A 17,355-nucleotide genomic window follows, 5' to 3' on the forward strand; every position below is an offset into this window, starting at 1 on the left:
ATGAGCGACAAGGTCGACCTGGTAATCTTCGGTGGCACCGGGGATCTCTCAACCCGCAAGCTGCTGCCCGCCCTGTACCAGCTGCACCGCCACGGCCTCGCCGAGCGCCTGCAACGCATCATCGCCACCGGCCGTCGCGACATGGACTCGGAGACCTTCCGCAGCGAGGCACATGCCAACCTGCAGGAGTTCGTGGCCCCCCAGGACTGGGATACCGCGGTGTGGGAAAGCTATTGCCATAACCTGCACTACGTCCGCGTCGACGCCAGCGATGGCGGCGACTACGAGAGACTGACCGGGCTGCTGGACGCGGATGGTGCGCCCATCCGGCTGTTCTATCTCGCCACCCTGCCCGCCCTCTACGGCACCATTTGCAGTCATCTGCAGCAGGCCGGCGCGGTACAGGCACAGAGCCGGGTGGTGCTGGAGAAGCCCCTGGGACACGACCTCGCCTCCTGCCACGAGATCAATCTGCAGGTGGCCAGCGTGTTCAGTGAGGAAAATACCTTCCGCATCGACCACTACCTGGGCAAGGAAACCGTGCAGAACGTGATGGCGGTGCGCTTCGGCAATCCGCTGCTGCACCCGGTCTGGAACAACACCTTTGTCGACAATGTGCAGATTACCGTGGCCGAGGAGATCGGCGTGGAAGGCCGCGGCGGCTACTACGCCAAGACCGGTGCCCTGCGCGACATGGTGCAGAACCACCTGCTGCAGGTGCTGTCGCTGGTAGCGATGGAGCCGCCGACCAGCCTCGACCCCACCGACATCCGCGACGAGAAGGTGAAGGTGCTGCGCTGCCTGGAGCCCATCACGGCAGACAACGCCCGGGAGCGCACGGTGCGCGGTCGCTACGATGCCGGCGCGGTCCGCGGCGAGGCGGTCAAGGGCTTCCTGGAGGAGGCCGAGTACAAGGATGCCGGCGCCACCGAGACCTTTGTCGCTCTCAAGGCCAGCATCAACAACTGGCGCTGGGCCGGGGTGCCCTTCTACCTGCGCACCGGCAAGCGCCTGAGCCGGCGCTACTCCGAGATCGTCATCGAGTTCAAGAAATTGTCGTTCTCGCTGTTTGCCAACGATCCCAACGAACTGACCAACAAGCTGGTGATCCGCATCCAGCCCGAGGAAACCATCAGCCTGCACACCCTGAACAAGAAGCCCGGCCTGACTCGCAAGCTGCGCCTGCAGCCTGTGGAGCTGCACCTGACCGAGGACCCGGCCCAGAAAGGCGTCAGCTACGACGCCTACGAGCGCCTGCTGCTGGACGCCATCAACGGCGACCAGACCCTGTTCATGCGCCGGGACGAAGTGGAAACCGCCTGGCGCTGGATCGACTCCATCATCGCCGCCTGGGAGGAAGCGGGCACCCCGGTCAAACCCTACAACTCGGGCACCATGGGCCCCGGCGCCGCCACCGCCCTGGTCGCGGTGGATGGCCGCAGCTGGTATGAGTGAGTGGCGCGAATTCGGCAGTCGAGCCGAGCTGGATACAGCGCTGGCGGCACAGCTGGCCGCGGACTTGCGAGCGGACCTCGGCGCCCGTGCCCGCAGCAGCCTGGCGGTGTCCGGCGGCAGCACGCCGCGGCACATGTTCCGGCTGCTGGCTGCCACCGGGCTGGACTGGGCCCGGGTGGCCATCACCCTGGTCGATGAGCGCTGGGTAGACCCCGGCGACCCGGACTCCAATGCAGCGCTGGTGCGCGACTGCCTGCTGCAGGACCGGGCAGCGGCGGCGAGCTTTGTCGGCTTGAAAACGCCCGGCACGGACTGCGCGGCCGCCGTGGCCGAGGTCACAGCAGCGGTGAGCAACCTGCCGCGCCCCTTTGCCGCGGTGGTGCTGGGCATGGGTGGCGACGGCCATACCGCCTCCTGGTTTCCGCAGGCGCGCAATCTGCAGCGGCTGCTGGACCCCGCGAACCCGGCCCCGGTGGCCGCCACCGAGCCGGTCACCGCCCCGCACCCGCGCATGACCCTGACCCTCGCAGCCGTACTGGACAGCCGCCACATTCACCTCCATATCACCGGCAGTGGCAAACGCGCTGTGCTGGAATCCGCCGTCGCCCGGGGCTTGCCCGTGGCCAGCGTTCTGGCGCAGACACAGACACCCCTGACAATCTGGTGGGCCCCCGATGACTGATCCCCGACTGCAGCAGATCACCGACCGTATCGGCGAGCGCAGCGCCGACTCCCGCCGCACTTATCTGGACCGTATCGAAGCCATGCGCCGCCAGGGCCCGCAGCGAGGCAGCCTGTCCTGCAGCAACCTGGCCCACGGCTTTGCCGCCTGCGAGCCGGAGGAAAAGCAGGCGCTCAAGCTGGTGGAGGCCGCCAATATCGGTATCGTCAACGCCTACAACGACATGCTCTCAGCGCACCAGCCCCTGGGCGAGTACCCGGATATCGTCAAGCGCGCGGCCCACGCCGTGGGCTGTACCGCCCAGGTTGCCGGCGGCGTCCCCGCGATGTGCGACGGCGTTACCCAGGGCGCGGCGGGGATGGAGCTGTCCCTGTTCAGCCGCGACATCATCGCCGGCGCCACCGCCATCGCCCTGTCCCACAACATGTTCGACGGCGTCCTGTGCCTGGGAGTCTGTGACAAGATCGTGCCGGGTCTGCTGATCGGCGCGCTCAGCTTCGGCCACCTGCCGGTGATATTCGCCCCCGCGGGTCCGATGAGCAGCGGCCTCAGCAACACTGAAAAAGCCCGGGTCCGGCAACTGTTCGCCGAGGGCAAGGCCAGTCGTGAAGAACTGCTGGAAGCGGAGGCCGGCGCCTACCATGGCAAGGGTACCTGTACCTTCTACGGCACCGCCAACAGCAACCAGATGCTGATGGAGGCGATGGGCCTGCACATCCCGGGCGCCGCCTTCGAGCCGCCGGATACCGAGCTGCGCCAGCGCCTCACCGAGGCCGCGGCCCAGCGTCTGTGCCGGATCACCGCCCTGGGCAGGGAGTACACCCCGCTGGCCGAGGTGGTGGACGCAAAGGCCATCGTCAACGCCATCGTCGCCCTGCTGGCGACCGGGGGTTCCACCAACCACAGCATCCACTGGATCGCGATAGCCCGTGCCGCCGGCATCATCATCGACTGGCAGGACTTCAGCGAGCTGTCGGCGATCACCCCGCTGGTGAGCCGGGTCTACCCCAATGGCGCTGCCGACGTGAACCATTTCCACGCCGCGGGTGGTACTGCCTTCGTGATTCGCACCCTGCTCGACAGTGGCCTGCTGCATGAGGATGTACTTACCAACTGGGGGCCGGGCCTGCGCCACTACACCCGCGAGCCGCGCCTCGCTGACACCGGTCTCGACTATGTAGAGGGTACCGGGGCCAGCGCGGACCTGGCCGTACTGCGGCCGGCCTCGGAGCCGTTCTCGAGCGAGGGTGGCCTGCGTCTGCTGGAGGGCAATCTCGGCCGCGCCGTGATCAAGGTCTCGGCAGTGGCGGAGGAACACCGCGTGATCGAGGCGCCGGCGCGGGTGTTCGAAAGCCAGGACGCGCTCAAGCTGGCCTTTGAGGCCGGCGAGCTGGAGTGCAACGTGGTCGCCGTGGTGCGGTTCCAGGGACCCCGGGCCAACGGCATGCCCGAACTGCACAAGCTAACGCCCTACCTGGGCATTCTCCAGGATCGCGGCTTCCGGGTGGCGCTGGTCACCGACGGGCGCATGTCCGGGGCCTCGGGCAAGGTGCCGGCGGCCATCCACGTCAGCCCGGAGGCGATTGCCGATGGCCCGCTGGCAAGGGTTCGCGACGGCGACATTATCCGTCTGGACTGCGACAGCGGGGAGCTGCAGGCGCTGGTGCCCGCGGACGAGTGGCGCGAGCGCCAGTGCGTCCAGCGCAGTGATGCCAGCTGCGAGTACGGGACCGGGCGCGAACTGTTCGGCTTCATGCGCGCCGCGGTCAACGAGGCGGAGGCCGGCGCCACCGTCTTCCGCGGCTGAAGGCGCCGGGGCGGGGACTCAGGCGGTGATTTTACGCAGGATATCCAGAATCGCGTCCCGCTCCAGCAGCTTCGGCACGGGGTAGCCTTCACACTCCTTGAAGGCCAGGCCAGCCAGATAATCGTAGTCTTCGGCGCGAATCTTGTCGGAGGTCTCCGGCAGGCCGACGTCGGCGCGCAGCTGCACCACCGCCGCAATGAACTTGCCCGCCAGCGCATCGGTGGACTCGCCGGCGCTACCCGCCTCCACCAGCAGCGCCAGCTCCGCCAGCGCCTCGCCGGACTCCGCCCGACAGAACTCCAGCACATGCGGCAGCACCAGGGCATTGGCCAGGCCGTGGGGAATACCGTACTTGCCGCCGATCTGGTGGGCGATGGCGTGCACGTTACCGACGTTGACCTGGTTGATGGCAATACCGGCGTAATAGGCCGCCATGGCCATCGCGTCGCGGGCCTCACGATTGCTGCCATCGGCCACCGCGTCGCGCAGGTGCCGGAAGATCAGCCGGGTCGCCATGGCCGCGTGCTCCTTGCGAGTGCCGCGATCCCAGACACAAATGTAGGCCTCGATGGCGTGCGTCAGGGCATCGATACCGGTCGCGGCGGTAATCGGCGCCGGCATCCCCAGCATCAGGTCGGAATCCAGTGCCACTGCCGTCGGCAGCAGGCTGGAGCCGGAAATCACACCCTTCTCGCGGCTTTCGCTGTCGGAAATCACCGCGCCCATGGTGGCTTCCGAGCCGGTGCCAGACGTGGTCGGGATGACGTAGAGCTTGGGCACCTCGTGCTTGACCTTGCCAAAACCCACCCAGGTTTTCGGGTCCTCGTCGCTGCTGGCGGAGGCGGCGATGATTTTCGCCGCGTCGATGGACGAGCCGCCACCGATGGCCAGTACCGCCTCGCAGCCGTGTTCCACCATCAGCTTGCGACCGGCCGCCACCTGGTCGTAGGTCGGGTTGGGCTCGACGCCGTCAAAGATCACGATCTCCACCCCGGTGTCGGCAAGTGCGGCAGTAGCCTGGTCGACAATGCCGAGATCCCGCAGCGGCTTGTCGGTCACCAGCAGCAGTTTGCGCACACCGGTGCGAGTGATGTGGCGACACAGTTCCGCGGCGCTGCCGCTGCCGGTATAGGCCATGTACGCCGGGCTGCCGCCCAGGCCGGCCAGGGACTTCATCAGAAACAGGGTAAAGGCGTGCTTGAACTTGCGCAGGGACATCGGGGACTCCAGTGGGGCCGTTTATGCTTATAGAATAATTGACGCTGGACAGTATGGCCAAATCAGCCGTGGGAAACCATACCCACAGGGTGAACGTCTGCTGCCACAATCACTGAATCGCGGCCGGCCTCCTTGGCCTGGTACAGGGCCTGATCAGCGCGCAGCAGCAGGGCCTCCCTGCTGTCGCTCTGGTCAAAGGCGGCAATACCGAAACTTGCAGTCAGGAGAACTTCCTGGCCGTTGTCCACCAGCGGATGCTGTTGCAGTGTGCGGCGCACCCGGGCGACCATTCGGCCCGCGTCCTCGATACTGGACTCACCCATGACGATGGCAAACTCCTCGCCACCGATGCGGCCGATACAATCCTCCGCCCGCACGCTGTCGCGGAGAACCTGGGCGAAATGGGCCAGGGCAAGATCACCAATGCTGTGACCGTAGCGGTCGTTGACCCGCTTGAAGAGGTCGATATCGGCGAGCACCATTGTCAGCGGGCGTCGATGGCGCCGGGCGCGGGCCAGCAGGAGATCGGCGGCCTGCAGGAAACCGCGCCGGTTACTGACGCCGGTGAGCTGGTCGGTGATCGCCTGCAGGCGCAGCTTGTTGGAAAGATCCGTCGCCAGCAGGAAGATCACGGCGACACCCATGGCCACGAAAAAGGTCGGCATCAGGGCGAAGTTGACCAGGTTGTAGGCCTGCCCCTGTGCCGGCGCGGCAACTGCGCCAAACTGCAGGGCAATCGCCGCCGCCAGCCCCTGGGCGAGGCCAAACAGGCCGTGGATCACCGCGGCCACCCGCTGCGCCAGCACTGGCTCCGGGCCGTGGCGCAGCAACAGCCAGGCCACGTGCAGCAGGGCGACACAGGCAAAGGCCGGCGCCAGCGAAACCCGCACATCCGCCCGCGGCAGCACCAGGGTAAAGACCAGCTGCGCCAGCATGATTGCCACAAACAGGCCCGCGACCCACGGCCAGGGACTGATTCTGCCCAGCCGCTGCCGATGTCCCCAGACCACGGTGATCACCAGCAGCGTGGACATCAGGTTGGCGAACAGCCAGTAGGATTCATAGGAGGGCAGCGCATCGCGCACCAGATTGACCAGGTACTGACCCATGGCCAGCAGGTAGGCAAAGGTCCAGATCAGGGCATGCCGGGGGTGGCCGAACAAACGCCAGGCGAGATAGTTGGCGCCGGCGAATACGGCGCTAACGACCACCAGCGTCAGCTGCAGCGCAGCGACGGCATCAAGGTTCATGGAAGCGTGGCAAGGGCTGCAGGCATCAGCGGATCATCGCCCAGCTGCGGCTGGCGAGCAAGCACTCTGTGCCATCAAATAACATGCCCAGCAGGAGCCGAACGCCCCTGCTGGCGCAACCCGGAGCCGCCTTTCAGGCGCGGCGCGGCCCGCCGCGGGTTCCCTGCCAGCGGGACCCCGAGATGGTATCGGTGAAAGGCATGAAGCCGTCGGGGTCCAGCTTGCCCGCCAGGGTCACTTCCCGGTCGAGAAAGGTGGGCCACCACAAGTGCGCGGAGACCTGTTCCCGCAGCGGCAGGCGGCTGGCCAGCGGATCCCAGGGGCTGTCGCGCAGGACCAGCTGACCCTCGACCTTTTCCCGCCAGGCGGTGCCAAACCTGCTGCGGACATGGACCACATGGGGCGGGAAGTCGTAGCCCCGCGCCGGGTCCGGCATGACACCCACCGCGAGGGAGAACTTCACCCACCATTCGTGCATGTCGAATTCCGGCAGGGGATCGTTTTCCCCGCTGGAGGTGCCGCTGAATTCCACGAAGGTGTAGCCCTGGTGGCTGGCACGGGCACTGACGTTGGGTCCGTGCCGATAATAGTCGGTGGTACAGGGGTACTTGGGCTGGCCATTGTGGTCGCGGCTGATGAAGATCGCCGACTCCTGGTCTATACCGTAGCCCAGGGCGTACTCACCGGCAGTGCCGTTGTAGTCCGCATCCACGGTCTGCAGGATGCCATATTCCGGTTCATCCGGTACCGGCACATTGTAGATGGTCAGGTTGACATGGGGTTTGGCGCCGGGGCTGATGCCGGGTGGCAACACCGCCGCAATGGCGTCGGGATCAGTCCGGTAGACAATCTTGAGCAGCGGCCAGTTGCCGATATCACCAGGGCTGCCCTGGGGTGCGTTTCCTGTGTTGGACATGCTGGAGCTTCCTTATTGGTAGGATATGGGTGGAACAGACAATGCGCGACCTGGCCCCGTCCCGAATCAACCGCCGACCATGTTGGCAACCGGGTTATCGCGATTGAGGATCATGTCGGCCCGGGCGCGGATCTTCTGCTCCGTTTCCGGGGTGGTGGCCAGCAGCCAGAAGGCATCGCGCTCCAGCCCTTCCAGGGCCATGGCGGCAACCTCGTCCGGATGGGTGGTCTGCAGTTCGATGCCGTACTCCGCGGCCATGCGCTTCATGTCATCCACGGAGCTGATGCCGGAGGCGTTGCCCTCCACCTCTTTTTTCAGGGCCTCGGGCCGCACCCGGCCGGAATTGAACAGACCGGTCTCCACCACATGGGGGCCAGGGAACAGCGCGCTGACCTTCACCGGACTCTGGGCCGCCTGCAGCTGGTAGTGCAGGTTTTCGGTGATCGCGTGCACCGCCGCCTTGCTGGCGGTGTAGATGGGCGCGTCGGGGTAAATCAGCAGAGCGCCATTGCCGGAGCCGGTGACCACGAAGTGGGCGGGCTCATTGGCCGCCACCAGACGCGGCATGAAGGCCTTGATGGTGTTGATCACGCCCCAGATATTGACGTTGAAGCACCACTGCCAGTCCTTGTCGGAGTAGTCCCACATGGCCCCGGACTCGCCGGCGCCGATGCCGGCATTGGCAAACACCAGCTGGACGCCGCCAAAGTGCTCGGTAGCAATGGCCGCCAGATTCTCCAGGCTGGCGAGGTTGGTGACATCGCAGGCGGCCACCCGGGCGTCAATGCCCTCCGCCGCCAGGTCCGCGTCAATGGCCTCCATGGCCTTGGTGTCGACATCGCCGATGACGATGCGGGCGCCGCGGCGCCCCAGGGCAAAAGCCAGGGAACGACCGACGCCGCTGGCACCCCCGGTAATGACCGCTACCTTGTCCTTGAAATCCCGCATCTCAGGCAATGTCCCTTACGTCGATATAGAACTGGCGCACCCACTTGCGGTACAGCACCAGGGTCTTGTCCTCCCGGCAGAACACCGGCTTGTGCTTGTGCACCTTGTTGGCCCAGATCGGGTAATCGTCCTGGATGCCGGCGATGATGCCCTTCATGACGTCATCACCCGCCAGGTCCTCGATTTCGCGCCGCACCGACAGGGTCCAGCGCAGCAGGGTGGTGTGCTTGTCGATGGGCTGGGCGCTGTTGTAGACCAGCATTTCCGCACCGGGACCGTAGGAAGTGCGCACCACCGCCAGGCCCGGGTTCAGTACCATGGCATGCAGCTTGTGCGGCACCGCGGCCTGGTCAGCATCCGCGCGCAGGTGCAGGGTGCGACCATCGTCGTCAATGGTCACTTCCGAGGCCGGCACATCCGGCTGCCGGTGCACATACTGGAAATGCACCGGGTCGCAGGAGTTCTCCGCGATGTCCTGGATGTGGGCAGGCACTTCAAACTCGGCATAGCGCGGCGCCGTCCAGTTGTCGTCGTCGAGCTCGGTCAAGACCGGCAGCTCCCATTTCGGTGCCAGGTTCTGCGGGTGGAACCAGATGTAGACCTCGCCGTTCTGCTCCTCGGTGTGCCAGGTACGGATGCGGGCGCGCTCGGGAATCTCGTCACAGTAGGGGATTTCCACGCACTGTCCCGTTGTGTCGAAACGCCAGCCGTGGAAAGGGCAGCGCAGGGACTCGCCAATCACCCGCCCTTCGACCCCGAGGTGGGCACCCAGGTGGGGGCAGAACGCATCCTGCAGTACCGCCTTGCCGGAGCGTGTGCGGTAGAGCGCGAACTCGCGGTCGAACGCGTGCACGCGCTTGACCTCGCCCACCAGCAGTTCCTGGCTGCGGGCCACGGAGTACCAGCCCATCGGGAAATCGGGGGTGGTGTTGGTTTTCGATTCACAGGCTTCAACGATCTTGGTGGTCATGCGGCTTCTCCCCTGGCATGAAAGATGGAGGAACTGGGGCCGATCTGGTCGGCGACGGCCTGCAGGCGGGCGCGGTCGAGGCCATACCAGGCCACCGCGTTTTCGCCCAGGATCTTGCGCCCGTCGGCTTCGGGAATACCGGCGAAGGTCTCGCGGAAATACTCGCCGGTGTGCGGCCAGGTACCTTCCGGGTGCGGGAAGTCGCTGCCCCACATCAACTTGTCGACTCCCAGCACGGTGCGCAGGTCGATATCCCGGCGCGGCACGCAGGAGGCGCCGACCGCAATATTGCGCTGGAAGTATTCGCTGGGTGACATGGACAGATGGCTGCGGAAGTCCCCGAGCTTGGCGGAGAACTGCACGTCGGTATAGTTGTGGTCCAGCAGGCGCAGCCAGGGCGGCAGCATGAACACGGTCCCACCCTCGGTCATCACCACCTTAAGGCGCGGGAAGCGCTCGAATACGCCGCCCCAGATCATGAAGGTCAGGGGCCGGTAAAGCCACCACATGACCTCGGAAACGTAGATACCCATGGCTCCCGGCAGTTCCTCGCTGCGATCTTCCTGCGGCCACTGCTTGCCGAAGTATTCCGGGTGCGGGGCGGGACCGGAGTGGAAATGGACAATCACTCCCAGGTCCTGGCAGACCTCCCAGAACGGGTCGTATTTGGTGTCATGGTAGGGGGCGTGTTCGCCCCAGAGGGTCGGAATCATCACCGCCCTGAGACCGTTGTCGACACACCAGCGCACCGCATCCACCGCCTGCTGCACATCCCACAACAGGGGAATGGAGGCGACGCCAATATGCCGGGCCGGGTCGTTGCCGCAGAATTCGGCCAACCAGCGATTGTGCGCCATGGCCCCGGCCCACTGCAGCTCGGGCACCTGGTCACGGGGCGACAGGCCGAGGCCAGCGCCAAAAGGCGGCGTGTTCATTTCGGTGATGCCGTCCGGGAAGATGATCTCGGCGACGATGCCGTCTTCGGCCAGCATCTTCACCCGCTCCTGGTAATCCCAGGCTCCGGTCAACTGTTTCTGTATGGGCGCGCGCCAGGCATCGTTGATTTCCTTGATCAGGAAACTCTGCTCGGCTTTTTCCGTGAGCTCGACCTGGACCGGCACCGCCATGTCCATGACCTCGTGATACTTCGATTCAACGTAGGGCTTGTAATCGGCGATGTGCAGGCCGGCGTGGCAGTCCGAGGACACCACTAGCAAACGATCGGACATGACTTTACTCTCTGCGGGCAATTGCGAACCATTGTTATGAAGACAGACACCTGTGCAAACTTGCACATTTGTCTACAAATTAGTTTAATGGCTGCTGAAAAGCAACCGAATTACGGAAATTTCATGGGCATAGCCGAGGCACCGCAGGGACGCAGGGAAAAGCGCAAGCTGGAGACCCGCGCGCGCATCGAGGATGCCGCCTATGAACTGTTCCAGCGCCAGGGGATCGACGAGACCAGCATCGAACAAATCTGCGCCGAAGCCGACGTCGCCCGGCGCACGTTCTACAGCTATTTCCCCAACAAGCACGCCCTGCTGGGCGGCCTGGGCGTGTCGCGCCTGTACAGCCAATCCGGCCCGATGCTGGACGTATTGATCAACAATTACAGCAGCACCCGGGACCGGCTGGCGGCCATGATCGACTTTATCGAATCCACCTTCTCCGGCTATCGGGAAATCGACCGGCAACTGATCCTGGCAGCGCCGACCGTATTTGCGAATGACCCCGAAACCCAGCGCGAGATCAACAACTCCGCCCTGGACAGCTTTGCCCGCCTGTTTGCCGCGGGCCAGGCCCAGGGCGACGCCCGCACCACCTTCAGCCCGGAGATCCTGGCGTCCATGGTCGTCGGCACCCTGAACGTACTCACCGTATGCTGGGCCATGGACAGCAGCTACCCCATCTTTGCCAAGCTGGAAGAAGCACGGGACATGTTTGAGGGTATTGTCTGCAGGGACTGAAAGCCTGGTGAAAGTGGGATCAGGTCTCGCATTGTTGCGTTCCCTGATGCAACAATACGAGACCTGATCCCCTGCTTGCCGATGCAACGATGCGAGACCTGAACCCACATCTGCTACTGGCGCTATTCCTGAGTCTTGCCCTGAACGGCTGCGGTGGCGGTGGCGGAGGTGGCAGCGCCCCCTCACCCCCGCCCAACCAGCCTCCGGTCGCCGACATCTCAGCGCCCGTATCCGTGGACATTGGCGCCACCGTGGTCCTCGACGGCAGCGGCTCCAGCGACAGTGATGGCAGCATCGTCAGCTACCAATGGCAGCAGGTCGACGGGCCGGAGATAGAGCTGCAGGGCAGCGCCAGCGCCGAGGCCAGTTTCACCGCCCCGGGCGTCAGTGGCGATACCACTTTCGCATTCTCATTGACCGTTACGGATAACAGCGGCGCGGCAGCGAGCAGCAGTGTGAGTGTTATCGTCGAGGGCAGCGCCGGCGGGGTGACCTACAGCCTCAGCGGCAGCGTGCTGGCATCCAGCAACCAGGCCGTGGATGGTGATACCAACGATCCCGCCAACATGTATCTTGCCAACGACACGCTCGCCAGCGCCCAGCACCTGGCCAACCCGATCACGCTTGGGGGCTATGTCAATCTGCCCGGCACCGGCGCCGAAGGGCGCTCGCAGGTGGCCGGCGATATCGATGACTACTACCGTCTGGAGCTGCTGGAGGGCCAGTCCATCACCCTGCTGGTTGCTGATTTCGAGACTGCGGATGCGGATCTGTACCTCTATTCGGAGCAGGGTGAGATCGTCGACTTCTCCATCGAAACCGGTGAAATCGAAACGGTGACCGCACCTGCCAGCGGCACCTGGTTCGGCAATGTCTCCGCCTTTGCAGGCGCCACCAACTACATCCTGGCGGTCGGCAACCAGGCTCTCGAAGGCAACAGACAGCAGCCGGATATCGTCCCGGGAGAAATTGTCGTCGAGTACCGCGATGCCGCGGCGGGACAGCCGGGGCAGGCGCCAGAGGACCTGGCCCACCAGATGGGCATGGACCAGCGCGCCGGCGCCAGGGGCCGGGCACGGCTGCTGGCCCTGCGGGCGGGCCAGGCAGTTGAGCGCCGCCTCGGTAGCGCGGCGGCCCGCCGGAGCCAGTTCGGCGATCCGGTACAGCAACAGCGCTGGGAGACCCTGGTCAGCATCAAGTCGCTGCGGCGCATGCCGGGCGTCCGCTGGGCGGAACCCAACTACCGGATACGCGCATCCCTACAACCCAACGACAGCGCCTACCGGCTGCAGTGGCACTACCCGCTTGTTTCCCTGCCGGCTGCCTGGGATATCACCACCGGCGATCCGGGCGTCATTGTCGCGGTGGTGGACACCGGCATTCTGTCGGGTCACCCCGATTTTACGGGGCAGCTGGTTGCCGGCTACGATTTTGTCCGGGACCCGGCCGCAGCCGGTGACGGCAACGGCATCGACCCCAACCCGGAGGATCCCGGCGACCGCGACAACCCGGCCGCCAGCAGCTTCCACGGCAGCCACGTGGCCGGCACCGTCGCCGCCCGCGGCAACAACGCAATCGGCGTGGCAGGCGTCGCCTGGGGTACCCGGATCATGCCCCTGCGCGCCCTCGGGGCCAGTGGCGGCACCTCCTATGATGTGGCCCAGGCAGTGCGCTTCGCCGCGGGCCTGGCCAACGATTCCGGCACCGTGCCGGCCAGGCGCGCCGATATCATCAACCTCAGCCTGGGGGGCGAGGGCTTCAGCCAGATCAGCCAGCAACTGTACAGGGATCTGCGCCAGGCGGGCATCTTCGTGGTCGCCTCCGCCGGCAACGAGGCCAGCACGGCACCCGGGTATCCCGCTGCCTATGACAGCGTGGTCTCGGTGTCGGCTGTCGACATCCAGCGTCAGATCACCAGCTACAGCAACCGCGGTACCACCATCGACATCGCCGCGCCCGGCGGCGACAGCGCCGCCGATATCAATGGTGACGGTTATCCCGACGGCGTGCTCAGCACCGGCGGCACCGCAACAGCATCCACTATCGACTTTGCCTATGTATTCCTCAGCGGTACCTCAATGGCGGCACCGCACGTCTCCGGCGTCATCGCGTTGATGAAAAGCATCAACCCGGACCTCACGCCGCAACAGTTTGCAGCCCTGCTGCAGAGTGGCAGCCTTACTGACGACCTCGGAGCGCCGGGCCGCGATGACCTCTACGGTCACGGCCTGATCAATGCGCGCATGGCGGTAGAGGCCGCGCTGGCCAGTATCGGCACTGAATTTACCGCGCCGGCGTCGCTGCAGGCTTCCAGCCTCAACCTGAATTTCGGCAACAGTCTGGAGACCCTGAACCTGTTCCTGAGCAACGCTGGCAGCGGCGAGCTGCGCGTCACCGGGGTGTCCAGTGACGCGCCCTGGCTACAGGTCAGCCCCGATCAGGTCGACAGCCAGGGCCTGGGCCGCTACCGGCTGGCCGTGGATCGCGGTCAACTGGACGAAGGCATCCACGCCGCCACAGTGACAGCGCGCTCCAGTGCCAACAGCCTGCAGGTACGGGCACTGGTCTCGGTCGGCAATGCGGCGGTATCGGATGTGGGGGTAGTGTATATCCTGGTATACGATGCGGAACTGGACGACGCGGTGGAGCAGGCTGCAGCCCGGGCCCGCGACGGCCGCTACGAGTTCAGCTTTCCTGCACTGCCGGCCGGTCGCTACCTCCTGTTCGCCGGCTCCGATGCGGACAATGACCTGTTTATCTGCGATGCCGGCGAGGCCTGCGGCGCCTGGCTGACCACGGACCAGCCGGCCGTGATAAACCTCGACCGGGATCGGGACAACATCGATTTCCCGGCCGAGTACCTGATCAGCCTGCCTGACGCTGCCGCAGCTGGTACGGAGAACAACACAGGGCAGGGTCTGCCGCGTCAAACCATCGGGGATGGATTTCGGGACTGAGACAGACTGCCAGCGTCGCAGCGTAATCCCTAACCAGAGTCGCGCTGACGCTCAATGCGCTCGCTCAGCCAGGCCTCCCGGTGCTTCAGCTGAGCCAATTGACTCTCCAGGGCCGCTTTTTCCTCGGGGGCAGCCTGCTTGAGCTGCTCGCGTCCCGCCTTCAGATCCTCGTGAATCTGCTCCCGGTGCTGGCGCAACTCCTCCAGGCTCGCGGCTTCTTCGGCCATGTCGAAGATCTTGTCCTCGGGGACCGTGCTCTCGTCGTCGGCGGCGCTGGTGTGCAGTGTGGGTTGCTCAGGGATAACCTTTTGCTCGCCATCGACGCGGCGCTGATAGACAAACCCCGGGGAGACGATCTCCACACCATTGCCATGCAGCTGTTCGAGGATCGTCTTGCGCAGGTTGGAGCGCGCAGTCAACGGATGCTTCATGTCCTCCAGAAAGCCACAGGCCCGGTAGACCACGGCGTGATCCAGCAATTCCTGGACCAGCACGAAAGGCTCGGCGAGACCAGCCTCGGCCCCGGCCACCAGCAACAACTCCTGCACGCGAGTGTAGGGCTCGTCGTAGCCAATGGAAACGTCGGCGGAAATAATCGTGCCCTCACGGTGCAATACCGTGAAGGGCTGGTTCACCAGCATCAGGTTGGGCAAGGTAATCAGGTCGCGCATCTCGCTCTGGATCTGGGTGTTGAGCAGTGCTCGCCGGGTGACACGACCGAACAGTTCATTGATGCGAATATAATCCCCCGGATAAAAGGGCCGGGTAATCTGCAACATGATGCCCGCCATTGCATTGGCAACAAAAGTGGTGGAAGCCAGGGCGACGATGGCCGAGAGCAGCACACCCAGCAGGCTCAGCACCTGGCCCTGGGTCTCGTCATTGACCGGCAGCACGACGACCAGAGCGATAATGCCGGCCGAGACGATCAGCCAGACGGCCAGCTGAAACAGAATGCTGCTGGTGCCCTGAGGTCCCCGCAGTGCCACCAGTCGCGCCAGAAACACCCCAACCACCACCAAGACCACGGTCAACAGTGATGGCCAGGCCATGTCAAACAACGCAAGTATCTCGTTCACGGCTAAGTTCACTTGTCGCAGACCCCATGAAATTTCTTGATTCTGCTCAGTAGACCCACGTTTTCTGACCTTCCCTTGCTGTTGCAGTCATGCCGACATTTCCAGCTCGATTTTAGCCTGTAGCATAGGGCAAATTTGCACCCCGGGCAGCAAGCAAACGCCAGCTTGATGCAGGTCAACAGCCCGCGGGGACCGCTGCGGTAAGCTGGGTACCTACATCAGGACAGGCAGAGTATCATGGTATCCCCTGGCGCAGTCTCAACCCGCGAACTGACCTCGGATTCACTGTGGGACCCGGACCTGATTGCCCGCTACAACCTGGCGGGGCCGCGCTACACCTCCTACCCGACAGCGGCCCAGTTCAGGGACGATGTCAGCGAGGCCCAGTGGCGCGAAGCGCTGGCAGCCAGCAATGAAATCAGCGCCCCCCTGTCGCTGTACTTTCACATTCCCTTCTGCGATACGGTTTGCTACTACTGCGCCTGCAACAAGATCATTACCGCCAACCGCCAGCGCGCCAGTGACTACCTGGTATTCCTGCAGCGCGAGATAGCCCTGCAGGCAGCCGCGGTCAACCCGGAGCGGATCGTGCGCCAGCTGCACTGGGGCGGGGGTACGCCGACCTACATCAGCGACAGCGAGATGCAGGCGCTGATGACCACCATACGTGGGCAGTTCCGCCTGGCGCCAGATGACGAGGGCGAGTTCTCGATCGAAATCCACCCCGGCGGTATGGCCACCGACCGCATCCGACACCTGCGCGAGCTGGGCTTCAACCGCCTCAGCATGGGCGTGCAGGACTTCGATCCGGAGGTGCAGCAGGCAGTCAATCGCTTCAACAGCGCCGAAGAAGTTGCGGCACTGGTAGCGGCAATCCGCGCTTCGGGTTTCAAGTCCCTGAGCATGGACCTGATCTACGGCCTGCCGCTGCAGAGCGAGCGCTCCTTCGCCCGCACCCTTGAACAGGTCATCCGCCTGCAGCCAGACCGGTTGTCGCTGTTCAACTACGCGCACATGCCGCAGCTGTTCAAGACCCAGCGCCAGATTGACGAACGGCAACTGCCCGCAGCCGGGGTCAAGATGGCAATCCTGCAACAGAGCATAGACCGGCTGCTGCACGAAGGTTACGAGTACATCGGCATGGACCACTTTGCCCGACCGGGTGACGAGCTGGCCCTGGCACAGATGCAGGGCACCCTGCACCGCAACTTCCAGGGCTACTCCACCCACAAGGACTGCGACCTGCTGGCGTTCGGGGTTTCCGCCATCAATGCCCTGGGCAACAACCACTTCCAGAATTTCAAGGATGAGCCTTCCTACACCGCCGCCATCAAGGCCGGCAGGCTGCCGCTGGCGAAGCGGATCACGCTGAGCCGCGACGACGCGATACGCAAGGCCGTCATCAACGAGCTGATCTGCAATTTCGCCCTCGACTACGGGGTCATCGAACAGCAGTTTGGCATCCGCTTCGCCGACTACTTCAGCGCCGAGCTGACGCGCTTGCCGCTGCTGGCGGCCGATGGCCTGCTGGCGATGTCTTACGGAGGTATCACAGTGCTGCCGGCCGGTCGCCTGCTGGTCCGACGCATCTGCATGGAGTTCGACGCCTACATTGACTCCAGCCAACTGTCCGGCAACCGCTTCTCGCGGATTATCTGATCTCAGCGGCGGCTGCTGATGACGCTGTAGAGAAATCCGCCCACCGCGCCCGCAAGACCCTGGAGCAGCAAGCCACCCAAGTCCCTGGCTGCGGCCACCGGATACACACCCAGCGCCTGGCGCATGATCAAGTGCAGCGCCACGAGGGCGACAAAGCCGGCAAGAGTAAACCAGAACACCCGCGTTCCCGGCACCAGGTGAATGCGCACCAGGCCGGCGGCTACGGGCATGGCAATCACAAACGCCACCAGGATCAACAACAGGTAGGCGGTCATGCCCAGCAGGTCGTGAAAGCTGGCCTGCAGGCGGGTGGCCAGGGAGATGTCGACGCCCATGTCAGCCAGATTGCCGAGTACCACCTGGGTCGCCAACAGACAGCCGGTGATATAGGCGGCGATAACCGCGGGGAAAAATGCCTTGAGCACACGAATCATGGACGACTAC

At 64.6% G+C, this 17,355-nt stretch carries 14 protein-coding genes; 6 read left to right on the forward strand and 8 right to left on the reverse strand.

Features of this window, described 5'->3' with window-relative positions:
- From zwf to edd, 3 genes are read left to right on the forward strand one after another with little or no spacing between them, the layout of a single operon-like run.
- Positions 1-1,455, forward strand: a complete 1,455-nt coding sequence (gene zwf / locus RLO07_RS19295; protein WP_462293780.1) for a glucose-6-phosphate dehydrogenase — start codon at positions 1-3, stop codon at positions 1,453-1,455.
- Complete coding sequence (gene pgl / locus RLO07_RS19300) at positions 1,448-2,137, forward strand: 6-phosphogluconolactonase (protein WP_462293781.1); 690 nt, start codon at positions 1,448-1,450, stop codon at positions 2,135-2,137. Before zwf ends, pgl begins: the two co-directional genes overlap by 8 nt.
- Positions 2,130-3,944 carry a phosphogluconate dehydratase gene (edd, locus tag RLO07_RS19305; RefSeq protein WP_462293782.1) on the forward strand — a complete coding sequence of 605 codons (1,815 nt, stop codon included), beginning with the start codon at positions 2,130-2,132 and terminating at the stop codon, positions 3,942-3,944. The genes pgl and edd overlap by 8 nt, the downstream gene beginning before the upstream one ends.
- Before the next feature lie 18 nt (positions 3,945-3,962).
- On the opposite strand, the gene RLO07_RS19310 is transcribed toward edd, so the two are convergent.
- The 6 genes from RLO07_RS19310 to RLO07_RS19335 all read right to left on the reverse strand — a co-directional run bounded on the left by RLO07_RS19310 (position 3,963) and on the right by RLO07_RS19335 (position 10,475).
- Positions 3,963-5,162 carry an iron-containing alcohol dehydrogenase gene (locus tag RLO07_RS19310; RefSeq protein WP_462293783.1) on the reverse strand — a complete coding sequence of 400 codons (1,200 nt, stop codon included), beginning with the start codon at positions 5,160-5,162 and terminating at the stop codon, positions 3,963-3,965.
- Between the two features lie 62 nt (positions 5,163-5,224).
- A complete protein-coding gene (locus tag RLO07_RS19315) occupies positions 5,225-6,412 on the reverse strand; it encodes a GGDEF domain-containing protein (RefSeq protein WP_462293784.1) in 1,188 nt (395 codons plus the stop codon).
- Between the two features lie 133 nt (positions 6,413-6,545).
- Positions 6,546-7,328, reverse strand: coding sequence for an acetoacetate decarboxylase family protein (locus RLO07_RS19320; protein ID WP_462293785.1), 783 nt, complete (start codon positions 7,326-7,328; stop codon positions 6,546-6,548).
- Between the two features lie 66 nt (positions 7,329-7,394).
- Positions 7,395-8,276 (reverse strand): SDR family NAD(P)-dependent oxidoreductase, encoded by an 882-nt coding sequence (locus tag RLO07_RS19325; RefSeq protein WP_462293786.1) that lies wholly within the window; start codon positions 8,274-8,276, stop codon positions 7,395-7,397.
- 1 nt (position 8,277) lies between these two features.
- Positions 8,278-9,246 (reverse strand): Rieske 2Fe-2S domain-containing protein, encoded by a 969-nt coding sequence (locus RLO07_RS19330; RefSeq protein ID WP_462293787.1) that lies wholly within the window; start codon positions 9,244-9,246, stop codon positions 8,278-8,280.
- Positions 9,243-10,475, reverse strand: coding sequence for an amidohydrolase family protein (locus RLO07_RS19335; protein WP_462293788.1), 1,233 nt, complete (start codon positions 10,473-10,475; stop codon positions 9,243-9,245). The genes RLO07_RS19330 and RLO07_RS19335 overlap by 4 nt, the downstream gene beginning before the upstream one ends.
- A gap of 123 nt (positions 10,476-10,598) precedes the next feature.
- Here RLO07_RS19335 and RLO07_RS19340 point away from each other — a divergent pair, with 123 nt between their 5' ends.
- The gene (locus RLO07_RS19340; protein ID WP_462293789.1) at positions 10,599-11,216 is read left to right on the forward strand and encodes a TetR/AcrR family transcriptional regulator; all 618 of its coding nucleotides are present in this window, start codon (positions 10,599-10,601) and stop codon (positions 11,214-11,216) included.
- Positions 11,217-11,305: 89 nt separating this feature from the next.
- Positions 11,306-14,173 (forward strand): S8 family peptidase, encoded by a 2,868-nt coding sequence (locus tag RLO07_RS19345; protein WP_462293790.1) that lies wholly within the window; start codon positions 11,306-11,308, stop codon positions 14,171-14,173.
- Positions 14,174-14,202: 29 nt separating this feature from the next.
- Here RLO07_RS19345 and RLO07_RS19350 read toward each other — a convergent pair whose 3' ends face one another.
- Positions 14,203-15,252, reverse strand: a complete 1,050-nt coding sequence (locus RLO07_RS19350; RefSeq protein WP_462293791.1) for a mechanosensitive ion channel family protein — start codon at positions 15,250-15,252, stop codon at positions 14,203-14,205.
- A 237-nt stretch (positions 15,253-15,489) separates the two neighbouring features.
- Between RLO07_RS19350 and hemN the strand changes: the two genes are divergently transcribed.
- Complete coding sequence (gene hemN, locus RLO07_RS19355; protein WP_462293792.1) at positions 15,490-16,911, forward strand: oxygen-independent coproporphyrinogen III oxidase; 1,422 nt, start codon at positions 15,490-15,492, stop codon at positions 16,909-16,911.
- A gap of 2 nt (positions 16,912-16,913) precedes the next feature.
- Here the strand turns inward: hemN and RLO07_RS19360 are convergent, their stop codons facing one another.
- Positions 16,914-17,345 (reverse strand): hypothetical protein, encoded by a 432-nt coding sequence (locus RLO07_RS19360; protein WP_462293793.1) that lies wholly within the window; start codon positions 17,343-17,345, stop codon positions 16,914-16,916.
- Positions 17,346-17,355: the final 10 nt, after the last annotated feature.

Source organism: Haliea sp., assembly GCF_040221975.1.
Lineage (GTDB): Bacteria > Pseudomonadota > Gammaproteobacteria > Pseudomonadales > Halieaceae > Haliea.